This window comes from uncultured Roseobacter sp. (assembly GCF_947495025.1).
In the GTDB taxonomy this organism is placed as follows: Bacteria; Pseudomonadota; Alphaproteobacteria; order Rhodobacterales; family Rhodobacteraceae; genus Roseobacter.
Genome location: NZ_CANLXG010000002.1, coordinates 617,292 through 632,515, shown reverse-complemented (window position 1 = coordinate 632,515; position 15,224 = coordinate 617,292). Strand labels below are relative to the sequence as shown.

17 protein-coding genes are annotated in these 15,224 nt (G+C 58.6%); 11 read left to right on the top strand and 6 right to left on the bottom strand.

Annotated features, from left to right (window positions below):
- Positions 1–272 precede the first annotated feature (272 nt).
- A complete protein-coding gene (gene leuC / locus Q0792_RS11275; RefSeq protein WP_298840297.1) occupies positions 273–1,679 on the bottom strand; it encodes a 3-isopropylmalate dehydratase large subunit in 1,407 nt (468 codons plus the stop codon).
- Positions 1,680–1,980: 301 nt separating this feature from the next.
- Between leuC and Q0792_RS11270 the strand changes: the two genes are divergently transcribed.
- The 4 genes from Q0792_RS11270 to rlmH all read left to right on the top strand — a co-directional run bounded on the left by Q0792_RS11270 (position 1,981) and on the right by rlmH (position 5,137).
- Positions 1,981–3,279, top strand: coding sequence for a mechanosensitive ion channel domain-containing protein (locus Q0792_RS11270; protein WP_298840294.1), 1,299 nt, complete (start codon positions 1,981–1,983; stop codon positions 3,277–3,279).
- Between the two features lie 65 nt (positions 3,280–3,344).
- Positions 3,345–4,091 carry a hypothetical protein gene (locus Q0792_RS11265; protein ID WP_298840288.1) on the top strand — a complete coding sequence of 249 codons (747 nt, stop codon included), beginning with the start codon at positions 3,345–3,347 and terminating at the stop codon, positions 4,089–4,091.
- 178 nt (positions 4,092–4,269) lie between these two features.
- Positions 4,270–4,638, top strand: coding sequence for a ribosome silencing factor (rsfS, locus tag Q0792_RS11260; protein ID WP_298840285.1), 369 nt, complete (start codon positions 4,270–4,272; stop codon positions 4,636–4,638).
- Positions 4,639–4,666: 28 nt separating this feature from the next.
- The gene (gene rlmH, locus Q0792_RS11255; RefSeq protein WP_298840283.1) at positions 4,667–5,137 is read left to right on the top strand and encodes a 23S rRNA (pseudouridine(1915)-N(3))-methyltransferase RlmH; all 471 of its coding nucleotides are present in this window, start codon (positions 4,667–4,669) and stop codon (positions 5,135–5,137) included.
- 38 nt (positions 5,138–5,175) lie between these two features.
- Here rlmH and Q0792_RS20135 read toward each other — a convergent pair whose 3' ends face one another.
- The 3 genes from Q0792_RS20135 to Q0792_RS11245 form a co-directional block, all read right to left on the bottom strand.
- Positions 5,176–5,493: a GFA family protein gene (locus Q0792_RS20135; RefSeq protein WP_367276775.1), complete on the bottom strand. Its 318-nt coding sequence runs from the start codon at positions 5,491–5,493 to the stop codon at positions 5,176–5,178.
- Between the two features lie 147 nt (positions 5,494–5,640).
- On the bottom strand, positions 5,641–5,994 hold the full coding sequence (locus Q0792_RS11250) for a hypothetical protein (protein ID WP_298840280.1): 354 nt from the start codon (positions 5,992–5,994) through the stop codon (positions 5,641–5,643).
- Between the two features lie 37 nt (positions 5,995–6,031).
- Positions 6,032–6,724 (bottom strand): DUF599 domain-containing protein, encoded by a 693-nt coding sequence (locus Q0792_RS11245; RefSeq protein WP_298840278.1) that lies wholly within the window; start codon positions 6,722–6,724, stop codon positions 6,032–6,034.
- Positions 6,725–6,805: 81 nt separating this feature from the next.
- On the opposite strand from Q0792_RS11245, the gene Q0792_RS11240 reads away from it, so the two are divergent.
- The 6 genes from Q0792_RS11240 to Q0792_RS11215 all read left to right on the top strand — a co-directional run bounded on the left by Q0792_RS11240 (position 6,806) and on the right by Q0792_RS11215 (position 13,169).
- Positions 6,806–8,254 carry an FAD-linked oxidase C-terminal domain-containing protein gene (locus Q0792_RS11240; protein WP_298840275.1) on the top strand — a complete coding sequence of 483 codons (1,449 nt, stop codon included), beginning with the start codon at positions 6,806–6,808 and terminating at the stop codon, positions 8,252–8,254.
- 33 nt (positions 8,255–8,287) lie between these two features.
- A complete protein-coding gene (locus Q0792_RS11235) occupies positions 8,288–9,418 on the top strand; it encodes an FAD-binding protein (protein WP_298840273.1) in 1,131 nt (376 codons plus the stop codon).
- Positions 9,419–9,477: 59 nt separating this feature from the next.
- Positions 9,478–10,800 (top strand): glycolate oxidase subunit GlcF, encoded by a 1,323-nt coding sequence (gene glcF / locus Q0792_RS11230; RefSeq protein ID WP_298840270.1) that lies wholly within the window; start codon positions 9,478–9,480, stop codon positions 10,798–10,800.
- 108 nt (positions 10,801–10,908) lie between these two features.
- Complete coding sequence (locus tag Q0792_RS11225) at positions 10,909–11,730, top strand: trypsin-like serine protease (RefSeq protein ID WP_298840267.1); 822 nt, start codon at positions 10,909–10,911, stop codon at positions 11,728–11,730.
- 4 nt (positions 11,731–11,734) lie between these two features.
- Positions 11,735–12,574, top strand: a complete 840-nt coding sequence (locus tag Q0792_RS11220) for a trypsin-like serine protease (protein ID WP_298840262.1) — start codon at positions 11,735–11,737, stop codon at positions 12,572–12,574.
- A gap of 127 nt (positions 12,575–12,701) precedes the next feature.
- Positions 12,702–13,169 carry an Hsp20 family protein gene (locus Q0792_RS11215; protein ID WP_298840259.1) on the top strand — a complete coding sequence of 156 codons (468 nt, stop codon included), beginning with the start codon at positions 12,702–12,704 and terminating at the stop codon, positions 13,167–13,169.
- 51 nt (positions 13,170–13,220) lie between these two features.
- On the opposite strand, the gene Q0792_RS11210 is transcribed toward Q0792_RS11215, so the two are convergent.
- Positions 13,221–13,811, bottom strand: a complete 591-nt coding sequence (locus Q0792_RS11210; RefSeq protein ID WP_298840257.1) for a TetR/AcrR family transcriptional regulator — start codon at positions 13,809–13,811, stop codon at positions 13,221–13,223.
- Between the two features lie 157 nt (positions 13,812–13,968).
- On the opposite strand from Q0792_RS11210, the gene Q0792_RS11205 reads away from it, so the two are divergent.
- The gene (locus Q0792_RS11205) at positions 13,969–14,535 is read left to right on the top strand and encodes a carboxymuconolactone decarboxylase family protein (RefSeq protein WP_298840255.1); all 567 of its coding nucleotides are present in this window, start codon (positions 13,969–13,971) and stop codon (positions 14,533–14,535) included.
- Between the two features lie 46 nt (positions 14,536–14,581).
- Here Q0792_RS11205 and Q0792_RS11200 read toward each other — a convergent pair whose 3' ends face one another.
- Positions 14,582–15,175: a TetR/AcrR family transcriptional regulator gene (locus Q0792_RS11200; protein ID WP_298840217.1), complete on the bottom strand. Its 594-nt coding sequence runs from the start codon at positions 15,173–15,175 to the stop codon at positions 14,582–14,584.
- Positions 15,176–15,224: the final 49 nt, after the last annotated feature.

Here is a 15,224-nt window from a genome sequence, read left to right as displayed (position 1 = left end):
ATAAGCGGAGAATCGCCTAAAGTTAAGCAAAATTTGACATAAATGTGTCATTTTCTCGACCAGAATCAGCTCAGATCCTTAAAAACCAATGGTTTCGGCCCACTTAGAACGGATCAAGGAAAATATTCTGACTGATTGCGGTTTGCCGAAAATCCAAGTTTTCCCGCCGGCTGCATCCGAAAAATCCGGCAAAAGTTATTTGCTGTGGAAAGGGTCGCCCCAACTGAAAACGCCCGGTCAGAGCCGGGCGGTTTCAGATTTTCATGCAGGTATCACATCAGGCTGCGGACATCAGTAAGTTTGCCTGTCAGCGCCGCCGCAGCGGCCATCGCAGGGGACATCAGGTGAGTGCGCCCACCTCTGCCCTGACGGCCCTCAAAGTTCCGGTTCGACGTGGCAGCGCAGCGCTCGCCCGGCTGGAGCTGATCGGGGTTCATGGCAAGGCACATGGAACACCCGGCAAGCCGCCATTCAAAACCGGCATCACGGAAGATGTCAGCAAGACCTTCTTCTTCGGCCTGGGCGCGCACAAGGCCCGAGCCCGGCACGACCATCGCCCGCAGCCCGTCTTTTTTCTTTTTGCCTTTGAGGATTTCTGCCGCCGCCCTCAGATCCTCAATCCGGCCGTTGGTGCACGAGCCGATGAACACAGTGTCGATTTCAACTTCGGACAGCGGCGTGCCCGGCGTCAGGCCCATATAGTCCAGAGAGCGCTGTGCGGCACCAACCTTGCCACCGTCAAAGTCATCGGCAGATGGTACATTTGCCGTGATCGGCAGAACGTCTTCAGGAGATGTGCCCCAGGTCACGACCGGCGCGATGTCTTCTCCTTTGAGGATGATGACCTTGTCCCAATGAGCGTCGTCGTCGGAATAGAGCGTTTTCCACCAGTCCATGGCGGCTTCCCACTGAGCACCTTTCGGTGCGTGCGGACGGCCCCTGCAGTACTCAAACGTCTTTTCATCCGGCGCGATCAGACCAGCGCGTGCGCCGCCCTCGATTGCCATATTGCAGACCGTCATGCGGCCTTCCATGGACAGATCGCGAATGGCTTCGCCGCAATATTCGATCACATAGCCGGTGCCGCCGGCAGTACCGGTCGCCCCGATCACTGACAGCGTGATGTCCTTGGCGGTGACGCCGGGACGCAGCTTGCCGGTAATCTCGACTTTCATGTTTTTCGATTTTTTCTGGATCAGCGTCTGGGTGGCCAGCACATGTTCCACCTCGGACGTGCCGATCCCGTGCGCCAGCGCACCAAAAGCACCGTGTGTCGCGGTGTGGCTGTCACCGCATACGACCGTCATGCCAGGCAGGGTCCAGCCCTGTTCAGGGCCCACGATATGAACGATGCCCTGACGGATGTCAGATACCGGATAATAGTGGATACCGAACTCGCGGGCATTGGTGTCGAGGGCCGCAACCTGAATGGCGCTGTCCTCTGTCATGTTCTCGGGGTTCTCGCGGCCCGGCGTGGTGGGCACGTTGTGGTCCGGCACGGCGATTGTTTTATCCGGCGCACGGACACTCCGACCCGTCATCCGAAGACCCTCAAAGGCCTGTGGGCTCGTCACTTCGTGCACAAGATGGCGGTCGATATAGAGCAGGCAGGTGCCATCGTCGGCTTCATGCGCGACATGGGCATCCCAGATTTTATCATAGAGTGTTTTGGGGGACATCGGTCCACTCCCGTTTTTGAAAAGGGTCAGGGTCTGTCAGGCGGGCGTGCTTACAGGCGTGCTTTCGCCGTATGCGTCACGCCGAAGAAGCGCTCGCGCAGACGTGCACGGTCGGACAGTTCGATTCTGATATGCGCACGGTAAGACATGCCGCGGTACTTACCGTGTCAGGGGGCTGCAGGCAAGCACCCGGACTGCCGGACGCTGTGCGGTTGTAGCGGGTGGCCTGCTGTGTAACTCTAAGCTTATGGAGCAGGAAAACATTCTGGAATTCGACCCCGATCAGTTTGCCGGAGCACTGATGTCCGTCAGTGAAATCTGGCATCTGACCGTCAGTTTTTTCGTTACCGTAGTGACGCCCGGCTGGCGCCAGAACCAGGTCATCATAATCCTCGCACTGATCGCGCTCAGCTGGCTGTTCCACAGTTTCTGTGGCACGACGCTGGACAACTGGGTCCGTCGCAGAGAGGGCTGGTCCAAATGGCAGCTCCGCCTCGTCGTTCAGATCAAGCGGCGCATGGGTCTGATCCTTTTTGCAGTGCTGTCCTATGCCATTTACACGGTAATGCAGCAGGTCACCTGGCCTTCGCGGTCTCATCTCATCGGAATCGCCGCATCCCTGGCCACGGTCTGGGTGTGTATTGCCTTTGCAGCACAGCTGGTGCGTAACAGGCCACTGCGACGCATCGTGACATGGGCACTGTGGATCTGGGCAACGCTCCATTTCCTCGATCTGTCCTCGGTAGCGGCGGAGTTTCTGGATGATGTGGCACTGGAGGTCGGCGATTTCCGGATCTCGCTTCTTGGCGTAATCACAGCGATTGCCGTGATCGGCGCTCTGCTGGCACTGGCACGCATTACCAGCAAGACCACAGCGGCCCGTATCCGCTCGAATGAAGACATCAGCCCGTCAATGCAGGTGCTGGCTGTCAAAGGCGTGCAGGTTGTTTTCTACGGCTGTGCGTTCTTTCTGGGGGTCAAAGCAGTCGGGCTGGATCTGACCGGCCTTGCCGTGCTTTCGGGTGCGATCGGTGTGGGCCTCGGTTTTGGCCTGCAGAAAGTCGTCTCCAATCTGGTTTCGGGCGTCATTATCCTGCTGGATAAGTCCATCAAGCCGGGGGACGTGATCAGTCTGGGCGAGACCTTCGGATGGATAAACTCGCTGGGCGCACGGTATGTCAGCGTCGTGACGCGGGACGGCAGGGAATACCTGATCCCGAATGAGGACCTGATCACCGGTCAGGTGGTGAACTGGTCTCATTCTGATGAGTATGTTCGCCTCGATATCTTTTTCGGCACGTCATATGGCTGTGATCCGCATCTGGTGCGACGTCTGGCCATTGAGGCCGCCGCAGACGTGGACCGAGTTCTGTCTCATCCAAAGCTGCCGGTCTGTCATATCGTGGGGTTTGGCGACAGTTCGGTTGATTACATCCTGCGTTTCTGGATCCGTGACCCCACCGGCGGGCTGACCAACATCCGCGGAAACGTTTACCTGGCGCTCTGGGACGCCTTCAAGGAAAACGATATCTCGATCCCGTTCCCGCAGCGCGAGGTGCGGATGCTGAACGACGAACCGCCCGCTGCCGCGGCCGACTGAGACGGCCGGGGTTGTCGAGGGGCCGCCACGGTCTAATCTTTAGGCCTCACCGAGTGGAGGGCGTTATGCGCAGCCAGACAGACACAGTTCTGATCCTCGGCAGTGGTCCCAACGCCATCGAGGCACAGGACTGGCCGAAAACCTGTTTTGACCGCGTCGTGGTAATCAACAACGCGTGGAAACTGCGCAGTGACTGGGATGATCTGATCTGCCCGGAGGATTTCCCCGAGGACCGCCGCCCCACGACACTGCGCCGTGGCCAGCGCATTGTCGGAGCCGAGGATTTTGTCCCCGCTCAGAACGCTCTGGGTGGGTTCGTTTTTGCGGGCGGCACGATGGCGTTCACAGCGGGCTACTGGGCGCTGCACACGCTGAAACCGCGGAAAATTGCCTGGATGGGCTGCGATATGGTTTATCCGCGGACCGGCCCGACCCATTTCTATGGCACCGGCACTGCCGATCCGCTGCGACCCGATGTGACGCTGCAGGATCTTGGTGCGAAATCCGCGCGTCTGGCGCTGCTCGCCGCCGAACAGGGCTGTGCCTGCGTGAACCTGTCGACAGCCCCCAGCCGGCTGCTGTTCCCCCGCGCGCGCGCGGAAGACCTGCGTCAGCCCGATATGAAGCTGCCGGATACATCTGCTGTCGGGCGGCTTTTGCGGCGCGAAACGGCACTGGGGTATGATGTTCCCTCAGGCCGCTACTGGGAAGTTGCTGACCGCTTTGATCCCGCGGCACTGGCAGAACTTGACGCGGGCTGGCTGTCCGCTCTGGGGAATGTGCCCGGAGACCAGCGGACGGCCGCCGCCTGACCGGGCAGAAATGCTGTGTGAACGCTGTGTTTTCTGCACCGTCATTGAATTGTCGTGTGCATATTGCTAAATTCGGGCTATCCCCAGCGCCGGGGGTCCGGCGGCGCGATCAAAGGAGGACAATGTCCTGTCTATACATGCTGATGCAGCTCCGGCTGCTCAAAACGGGTCGGCAGTGATGGCCACTGCTACCGACACAAGCACCAGCGATGATCTGCTGGAAACAATCCTCAAATCCCTTTCCGATGACAAAGCCGAAGATGTTGTGCAGATTGATCTGCGCGGCAAGACCGAGATCGGCGACTATATGGTCGTATGCTCGGGGCGCTCCACGCGCCAGGTTGCGTCGATTTCGGAAAAGCTGGCGCAGACCATCAAAGACACCTATGGCCGCACAGCAAAGATGGAGGGAAAGGATGCAGGTGACTGGGTGCTCATCGATACAGGCGATGTCATCGTGCACGTTTTCCGTCCGGAAGTGCGCGAGTTCTATCAGCTCGAAAAGATGTGGCAGCCTGTGTCTGGTCCCGGAGCTGCTGCCGGCTGATCCCGTCCGGATCAGCGGCTGAGCCACCATGCGTGTGCATGTTATTGCGGTCGGGCGTCTGCGCGCCGGACCGGAAAAAGACCTTATTGGCGACTATCTGAAACGCTTTGACCGTACCGGCCGCGCGCTGGGCCTTGGGCCTGCGCAGGTGATCGAGGTGGACGACCGCAAAGGCGGCGGAATGGCGACAGAGGCAGGAGCAATCCGCAAGGCTATTCCCGATGGTGCCCTGCTGGCGGTGCTGGACGAACGCGGCACAGCAGACACCTCCCCGCATTTTGCACAAAGGCTCGCAGGCTGGCGCGATCAGGGCCGCCGTGATCTGGCGCTGGTTATCGGTGGCGCCGACGGGATTGATCCGTCGCTGCGGGCGGAGGCGGATTATGCGCTGTCTTTCGGGAAAATGGTCTGGCCGCACATGCTGGTACGCGTGATGCTTTCAGAGCAGCTCTACCGGGCAGCTTCGATCCTGGCTGGTGCGCCCTATCACAGGGTGTGATGACCCGGTGCTGTTTGTAAGTCTGGTTTGAAGCCAGATTAACCCTGAATGACCGATGCTTCATCCCACACCTGCGCAGAGTTGGGGTAAATCGATTTTTCTGGTGCATATTTGCCTGGGTCGTCCAGCGAAGACGCATGCACGTATATCCGGTCACTCATCCGTTGGCTGTTGCGCGTAATCTGTGATCCACAATTCGGACAGAATCCACTGAACGTTGACTGACCTGATCCACCGGTCATCCGGTAGGTTTTGCAGGTATTTGTTATCGAAAAGCTGTCGAGTGCGAGGGGCATCATCTCGGAATGCCCTGATCCGGTGAGTTGCTGGCAATCACGGCAGTGACAACGAAACATCGGGACATCCAGACGGGTTCCTTCGTAGCGAACCGACCCACATTTGCATCCACCAACCAATCGCTCTGACATAGCTGTTCCTCCGCTTGGGAACGTTAGAACAGAAGCCAGAAAAAGTCAGCATCGTCCGCACGGCGGACGCTGCTGTCAGCGCAGATTGACCGTCACAGAACCGCTGTTCCAGCCGCCCGGCAGGTCTCGCGCCTGTATGCGCACCTGTGTCGTGCCTTCTGGAATGCGCACCCCTGACAACGAACGCGTAAACGGTTGTTCGTCCACATGCGGATGCACAAGGACGCGCATGCCCAGCTCATTGCCGTCCATGTCCAGAACGCGCCAGCCATCTGCATAGTGGTCCCAGCCCGTATCGGGATGTGAGATGGTCACGTCAAACCGCCAGGTGTCCCCGGTGCGCTGCACTTTGACATTCTCGATTTTCGGCTCTGCCGCCATAACCGGCAGCGCTGTCAGCATCAGCGCCGCAACCAGTAAACGTTTCATTTTCGTACCCGAACCAGTTTTGTATCTGATCTGTTATTTAGCCGTTCAGGAGAATTTTGCGAGAGTGCGATGCAAATTCCCTGCGCCAGATCACCACAAGCGTGATCAGGGTTGCCGCGATCAGGGCAACCGGACCAGCAAGCCAGGCCGCACAGGCAAGCGCAAAATAGATTGACCGCAGACCGCGATTGAAGCTGCGCGCCAGGGTGACATTGATCTCTGCCGCCTGGGTCGCGCGCGGATAGGCCTGTGGATGCTCGGGATCATTCGGCACAGAGGCAATGAGAACCGAGCAATAGCCGAAAAGCCGGTTCGACCAGACAAATTTGAGAAAGGCATTTGTCAGCAACAGCGTGACGACCAGCAGTTTGAGCTCCCAGACAATAGCCGGGTGGTCCATCAGAGTGATTTCGCTCGCTACACCGCCCAGTTTCTCGGCGTTCCCGATCAGAGCAAGCGTGCCGCCGATTGCAATCACCGAGGTCGAGGCAAAGAATGCGGTGCCTTCGCGCAGGCTGGCCAGGACCTGCGCATCAAAGATGCGCGGATCGCGGGTGACCATCTGTTTCATCCACTCTCGCCGGTAGTCTGCCATCAGGACGGAGGTCGACAGGTGCTTTTTGCCCGGATGCTCGATCCGCCAGCCGATGCCCAGCCAGCACAGAAAAAGCAGGGCAACTGCCGCGTAGTCAAGCGGCGTAAAAAGGGCGATACGGTCTGCGAATGTCATGGTGTCAGCATGTCGCAGGTTCAATTAAACTTGCCAATGGGAGAAATTGGTAATATTATTTTACCAAACGGAGGAAGTCACATGGAAATGCCGATTCCCGATCAGGCCATTCTGGCCCGAAAGTCCCGCGTCGTGGAGCGCCTGAGAGCCGTTCTGCCTGTGGATGCTGTCATTTCTGAAGTCTCCGAAACCCGTGCCTACGAATGTGACGCGCTGACGGCCTATAAGTGCCCGCCCATGGTTGCTGTTCTGCCGTCCAGTACACAGGAAGTTTCCGACGTCCTGCGGATCTGTCACGAGGAGGGTGTGCCGGTCGTGCCGCGCGGATCCGGTACGTCGCTGGCCGGCGGGGCGCTGCCCACTGCGGATTGTGTCATCCTCGGGGTTGCGCGCATGAATGACGTTCTGGATACGGATTACGCCAACCGTGTGATCCGTGTGCAGACCGGCCGCACCAATCTCAGCGTCACAGGCGCTGTTGAGGAAAACGGTTTTTTCTATGCTCCCGATCCGTCCAGTCAGCTTGCCTGCGCGATTGCCGGCAATATTGCGATGAATTCCGGCGGGGCGCATTGCCTTAAATATGGTGTGACCACCAATAATCTCATGGGTGTGACCATGGTGATGATGGACGGCGAAGTTGTCGAGATCGGTGGAGCGCACATGGACAGCGGCGGGCTTGATCTGCTGGGTCTGATCTGTGGATCAGAAGGTCAGCTGGGGGTCGTGACCGAGGCAACCCTGCGCATTCTGCCAAAACCCGAGGGCGCGCGCCCGGTTCTGATGGGTTTTGACGATAACGAAGTGGCCGGCGCTTGTGTCAGTGACATCATCAAGGCCGGCGTCCTGCCTGTTGCGATCGAATTTATGGACCGTCCCTGTATCGAAGCAACCGAAGCATTTGCACAGGCCGGGTACCCCATGTGCGAGGCTCTGCTGATTGTCGAAGTCGAGGGCTCCGAAGCCGAAATCGACCACCAGCTGTCCCTGATTATGGAAATCGCGCGTCGCCACAACCCGGTGGAGCTGCGGGAAAGCACCTCTGCCGACGAAAGTGCGCGGATCTGGCTGGGACGCAAGTCTGCGTTCGGCGCCATGGGTCAGATCAACGACTACATGTGTCTCGACGGCACGATTCCGGTCAGCTCGCTGCCTTTCGTGCTGCGGCGTATCAGCGAAATGTCCGAGCAGTTTGGCCTTAAGGTCGGAAATGTGTTTCATGCCGGAGACGGGAACATGCACCCGCTGATCCTTTTTGATGCCAACAAACCCGGTGATCTGGAGCTGTGCGAGGAATTCGGTGCCGAAATTCTCAAACTTTGTGTCGAAGCGGGCGGCTGCCTGACCGGAGAACATGGCGTTGGCATCGAAAAACGCGATCTGATGAGCTATCAGTACGCGCCCGAGGACCTTGAGGCACAGATGGCGGTGAAGGATGTATTTGACCCGCAGTGGCTCCTGAATCCGGCAAAGGTATTCCCGCTGGATGTCTCCGCCTCCCGACGCAGCCTGCCGGTAGCGGCGGAATAAGCACCAGGTGCCAGAAAGATCCGGAGCAACCAGATGACAAAACCCGACACCGAAGCGGCTCTGGCCGATGTGATAAAATCTGCGACCGGGCCCCTTTCTGTGCGGGGTGGCGGAACCAGGGGAATGTCCGGAGGCTACGCGCCGCTGGAGACCGGCGGTCTTTCCGGAATTTCACTGTATGAACCGGGTGCGCTGACGATCGTGGCGGGCGCAGGCACACCGCTGTCCGATATAGATGCGGCTCTTGCTGCAGAAAACCAGCGACTGGCGTTTGAGCCAATGGACCACCGCAAACTGTTGGGCACAACAGGCACTCCGACACTGGGCGGCGTGATTTCTGCGAACATCAGCGGTCCGCGCCGAATCCAGGGCGGTGCTGCCCGTGATTACGCGCTGGGGGTCAGATTTGTCGACGGCGCAGGCAATATCATCAAAAACGGCGGCCGCGTCATGAAAAACGTGACGGGATATGACCTGGTCAAGCTGATGTGTGGTTCCTGCGGGACCCTGGGCGTCCTGACGGAAGTGTCTCTGAAGGTGCTGCCGGTGCCCGAGACGAGCGGCACCCTCATGTTGCGAAACCTCAGCAACCGTGACGCTGTCGAAGTGATGTCGGCTGCGATGGGCTCGCCTTATGAGGTCACCGGTGCCGCGCATTGCGCCAAAATCCTGGATGATGCGCCCATTACGGCTCTGCGTGTTGAGGGCTTTGAAGCCTCTGTAGCCTATCGGCTCGAAAAGCTCAGAACCATGTTTTCAGACAGAAAAACAGATATGGAGATTGTTCCGCAGGAAATGTCTGACTGGTTCTGGGAGGGCGTGCGTGATGCCGGAAAGTTCTCGGAAGCAGAAGGTGATGTCTGGCGGGTGTCCTGCAAACCGTCCGATGGTCCCGCGCTTGAAGCCGCATCAGAGGCGGAGGAGTGCTTCTGCGACTGGGGCGGCGGGCTGATCTGGTTCCGCACACGGTCTGGCAGCGACCTGCGTGCGAAACTCGGCAGCTTTGACGGGCATGCCACGCTGGTCCGGGCCTCAGCAGAAACAAAGTCAAAGCTCGGTACATTCCAGCCGGAAGCGCCCGGCGTCGCCAGGCTGAGTGCCGGGCTGCGCCAAAGGTTCGACCCGCGCGGCATTCTGAACACCGGGCTGATGGGACATGAATGATTGCGGTGCGATACGCCGTGCGGTGACAAAACGACTTCTTCTCCATAAGGGCAGATGAAATGCAGACGACCTTTACTCCTGAGCAGCTCAAAGACCCGGCAATCGAGCGCAGCAATCAGATCCTGCGCACTTGCGTGCATTGCGGTTTCTGCACGGCGACCTGCCCGACGTACCAGGTGCTTGGTGACGAACTCGACAGTCCGCGCGGCCGCATCTACCTGATCAAGGACATGCTCGAGAACGACAGGGACCCCGACGAGAAAACGGTCATGCATATAGACAGGTGCCTGTCGTGCCTCGCCTGTATGACGACCTGTCCTTCCGGCGTACACTACATGCATCTGGTGGATCACGCCCGCGAGTACATTGAACAGCGCTATAAGCGTCCTTTTGGAGACCGCGCCCTACGCTGGATACTGGCGCGCGTTCTGCCTTATCCGATGCGGTTCCGCATCGCTCTTCTGGGGGCCAAGATTGGCCGGCCGTTCGCGCGGCTCATGCCTGATGCACGGTTGCGTGCGATGCTGGAAATGGCGCCGAAGACTATCCCGCCTGTCAGCCGGAATGATGATCCGCAGACCTTTCCGTCCGAACAACCACGCCGCAAACGCGTGGCGCTGATGACGGGTTGTGCGCAAAAGGCGCTGAACACCGATATCAACGACGCGACGATCCGCCTGCTGACACGTCTGGGGTGCGAGGTTGTGGTGGCTGAGGGTGCGGGCTGTTGCGGCGCACTGACCCACCATATGGGTAAGAGTGACGAAAGCCATGCGACAGCCGCGAAAAACATACGGGCCTGGGCCCGTGAGATGGACGGGGGCGGTCTGGACGCAATTGTCGTAAATACTTCGGGATGTGGAACGACGGTCAAGGATTACGGCCATATGTTCCGCAACGATGCGCTCGCGGCAGATGCCGGGCGTGTTGCCGGCATTGCCATGGATATCTCTGAACTGCTGATGCAGCTGGAACTGCCCGAGGGTGAAGATAAAGAGACTGTTGTTGCCTACCACGCAGCCTGCTCGCTGCAGCATGGTCAGAAGATCAAGACGTTTCCCAAAGACCTGCTGCGCAAAGCGGGATTTACCGTGGTCGAACCCGCGGACCCGCATCTGTGCTGTGGATCGGCCGGGACGTACAACCTGATGCAGCCTGAGATTTCCGGCAAGCTCAAAGCTCGCAAAGTCCGCACTCTTGAGGCAAAGAACCCGGATATCATCGCCGCCGGTAACATCGGTTGCATGATGCAGATCGGATCCGCGACTCAGGTGCCGATTGTGCATACGGTCGAATTGCTCGACTGGGCCACCGGCGGACCGAAGCCTCCCGCCCTGGTAGAAGGTTTCAACCCACGGTCTGAAATTCCGCGCCTTCGTTGAAAAAATGGCGACGAACCGTTAACAGATTAGGGGGCAATCGGGCTGCGATGGCCCCATTTCTGCCGCACATTTCCGATAGTTATTTCCTCCATTGAGAGGATTTTTTCTGTGTGGAAATGGGTAATTCTGGCGGCTGTTGTTACCGTCGCAACGACCGGTGCAATTGCACAGGACGATAAGCTGCGGTCACTTGAGGCAGGGATCGATGCGTCCCCCTGGGAAGCCGTAGGTCGTCTGGACATTGGCGGCGCGGGTTTTTGCACCGGGTCCCTGATCGGACCTGATCTGGTGCTGACGGCGGCGCATTGTCTTTTTGACAAGTCATCAGGCGAGAGGATCAATCACGAAACCGTGGAGTTCCTCGCGGGGTGGCGAAACGGCCGCGCATCTGCCTATCGCAAGGTGCGTCGCGCGGTTGTGCATCCTGATTACGAGTATGACGAACAGGTGTCGTCGTCACGGGTGCGCAATGACGTCGCCCTGCTTGAACTGGTGAGACCGATCCGGAACACCACCATCGAACCTTTTGAGACAGCGTCGCGGCCGCGCAAGGGCGCGCGTGTCGGAGTTGTCAGTTATGCCCGCGACCGGTCCGAAGCACCGTCGCTGCAGGAAGTGTGCCGCGTTCTCGCGCGCCAGGAAGGGGTTCTTGTAACTTCGTGCACGGTTGATTTCGGATCCTCCGGCGCGCCTATTTTCACTTTTTCCGATGGCAAAGCGCATATCGTTTCAGTGGTGTCCGCCAAGGCCGAACTGGATGGTCAGAACGTCTCGCTGGGTACAGCACTCAGCGGTCCGCTGGCCTTCCTGCGCAGTGAACTCGACGCAGGCAAGGGCGTCTATCAGGAGACCAGACCTGTCAGCCGTGTCACCGTCGGAGACAGCCGTCGGGAGACAGGAGCAAAATTTGTACGGCCGGGCGAGGACTGAGACGATGTTTCGCAGCCTGCTGTCGGCCACCATGTGCCTGTTTGTTCTGACATCAGTGCCGACCCCGCTGGATGCGCAGCAGTCGACGACACGGCTCCGGGGATTGGACGGTGCCAATGATGCACTGGTCTGGCAGGCAGTGGGGCGGCTTGACGCAAACGACACAGGCTTTTGCACTGCGACCCTGATCTCGCCCGAATTCGTTCTGACGGCGGCTCACTGCGTATATTCGCCGCGGACCGGTGAATTGCTGAATGCCCCCGATCTGACGTTTCGTGCGGGACTGCGCAACGGACATGCCGCCGCAGAGCGCGGCATCCTCCAGATTGAACCACACAGAATGTACGATCCGGCAAATGGCATGTCCGTTGCGAATGTGCGGCACGATGTTGCTCTGCTCCGGCTCGCGCAGCCCATTCCGACACATGAACTCGATCCGTTTGTGCTGCATGGCGACCGGGTGACCGGGGGCGCGGTCAGCGTTGTGTCCTACGGTCGTGGACGCTCGGAAATTCCGTCGCGCCAGGAAGTCTGTAAACTGCTGCAGGAGTATCAGGGCGTTCTGGTCATGAACTGCGATGTCACGTTCGGGTCGTCCGGAGCGCCGGTTTTCACGCACAAAAACGGTCGTGGACAGATCGTGTCTGTCGTGTCGGGCATGGGGTCCTATGATGGCAAACGGGTAACATATGGCATGTCCCTGCCGTCGGTGGTTGCAGATCTGAAGCGCCAGATGCGCGCGAACGCACCCCGGCCCGTGGCACAGATCCGCAGACTGACCGCCGGCAGCCGGGAAAATCCGGTTTCCGGCGGTGCTAAATTTGTTCGTCCCGGGGGGTCTTGAAAGGCGCCGAACCATTCCCACATTGAGGTCGTACCGGGTGCCTGTTCAGGGCCCGGTCAGATACCAACGCCGCGGCGCGTCCTTAAAGGAGCGTCCGGAGATTATCGCTCAGAAAAGAGGATGAACTATGCGTACTTTTGATTTTGCACCACTCTACCGTGCCACTGTTGGCTTTGATCAGATTGCTGACCTGATGGACCGGGTGCTGACCACCGAAGGCACACAGCCTTCGTATCCGCCCTACAATATTGAAAAGCTCGACGATGACGCCTACCGGATTTCGATCGCGGTTGCCGGCTTTTCCGACGAGGACCTCTCCGTTGAGGTGCGTGAGAACGCCCTGATCGTATCGGCCCGCAAAGCCGAGGACGACGCAGGTCGTTCGTATCTGCACCGTGGCATCGCGACACGTGCCTTCGAGCGCCGTTTCCACCTGGCAGACCATGTAAAGGTCACAGGCGCGGCGCATGTTGACGGTATGCTGAACATTGATCTGGAACGCGAAGTGCCCGAAGCACTCAAGCCGCGTCAGATCGCGATTTCGTCCACGAAACGGATCGAGAAAGACGTGGTAGACGCCAAGTCTGTTAACTGACCGGGTCAGCCACTGCTGACAGTGGGGCGCGGCTCTGGGGTCGCGCCCTTTTTACGTGTCGCCCCGCACAAGGCGCATCGCGCCGTCGCGGACGCCCTCCAGGACGGGCACACCGACGGCACCACGTGACAACAGGCGCAGACCGACCAGCATAGACAACAGCGCATGAGCTGTACTGACCGGATCAGTGGTATCCGGGACCTGGCCCGTTTTCTGGCCCTTTTTCACCATTTCCCGAAAGAACAGCTCAATATCTTCCAGCGATTCCTGAATGATCCGCACGATTTCCGGTGGCTGGTTGGGCAGGTCCTGTGCGGTATTGATCACAAAACAACCCAGATTGCGCGGGTCGTTCCGGGCGTCTTCGATAAGACCGTCAAAGAACGCTTCAATCGCTGCGACAGGATCGGATCGCTGCCGCAGGCTGGCCAGTGTGGCCGCACGGTTTTTCTGGTCGTATCGGGCAAGGGACCGATCAAAGAGCTCCTTTTTCGAGCCGAAGGCGTTGTAAAGGCTGCCTTTGTTGATCTTCATGGCCGCAGTCAGATCCGACATGGATGTCGCATCATATCCTTTTTTGCCAAAGACCTCGGTCGCCCGGTCAATGGCTTCGTCGAGATCGAATGTCTTTTCCCATGGCATATTCAGAGCCTCATCAGCGTCGCCTGCTGCATCTGATATAAGGGTTTAAACCGAACGTTCAAGAAAATTGCACCCATGTCTTGACCGAATGGTTTAGACAGCCTACATGGGGATTATACCGAACGGTATAAACAAACAGATACCTATGGAGACCGACATGACCGAATTTACAACACACACAGCTGAATCCGCACCTGAAGCATCCGCGAGACTTCTGGAAGGTGCACAGAAAAACATGGGCTTTGTTCCGAACCTGCTGGCGACAATGGCAGAAGCACCGGCCCTGCTCGAAGGTTACATGACCCTCGCCGGTATTTTCGGAAAGACGGACCTGTCCGAGACAGAGCGTCAGATCATCCTGATGACCAACAACCGGCTGAACGGCTGTAATTACTGTATGGCGGCGCACACAACGATTTCGCAGGGTGCCGGCGTCCCGTCAGATGTCATTGACGCGCTGCGCAACAACACTCCGATAAGTGATCCAAAGCTGGAAGCGCTGCGCCAGTTCTCGATTGTTGTGAATGAAACGCGCGGCTGGCCAGGTGACGCGCAGGTTCAGGCGCTTCTGGACGCTGGCTACACAAAGCAGACTATTCTGGAAGTTGTTCTGGGGACCGCCTTCAAGGTTCTGTCGAACTACACCAACCACATTGCCGAAACGGAAGTGGATGCCGCATTCAGCGCGAACGCCTGGACCGATAAGGCCGCTGCTGCCGCCTGAAACCTGCCAGGGTAATTACACCGGGGCCACGTTCAGCGTGGCCCCTTTATTGCGCGTGGCCGATCAGCAGACGCTCTGCCGTGGATTGCATGACCCCGACATAGCGTTCAGCAGACCACCCCTGCGTTATACACAGCTGCTCCCATGAGGGGACAGATAACAGGGTCCACAACAGATCTGTTGCTTCCTCTTCGGTAAGATCCGGGCGCAAAAGGCCTTCTGTCGCCAAAGCGCGCACCGCAGCCGCGCAACCATGGCGCACAGCCTGCATCCGGTCGTCCCAGGCAGCGCGTGCTTCGGCATCTGTATCGCGCATGGCCATCAGTGCCCGTGCCACTCCGTAAATCTCGCCGATGTATCCACCCCATGCACCAACCCATTCGGCCAGGCGGGTGCGTGCGTCGGCAGCCTGTCGGCTGGGTGCCAGGCGGGCCTCAACATCATGTGCTTCGTCAAGATAGCGCACTGTCGCGACAAGCAGTTCTGCCCGGTTCGGGAAGTGCAGATAGAGCGCCTGGCGGCTGATTTTTGCAGCCTTTGCGATATCGGACATGCGCACTGCAGCGGCTCCCTCTGTCTCCAGAAGCTGCCAGGTTGCGGAAAGAATTCTGTCGCGGGTCGGATTTTTGATGCTTGACATGATGTAAAGTTACAGTCTATTGACACGATGTCAACTTTACACCGTGTCA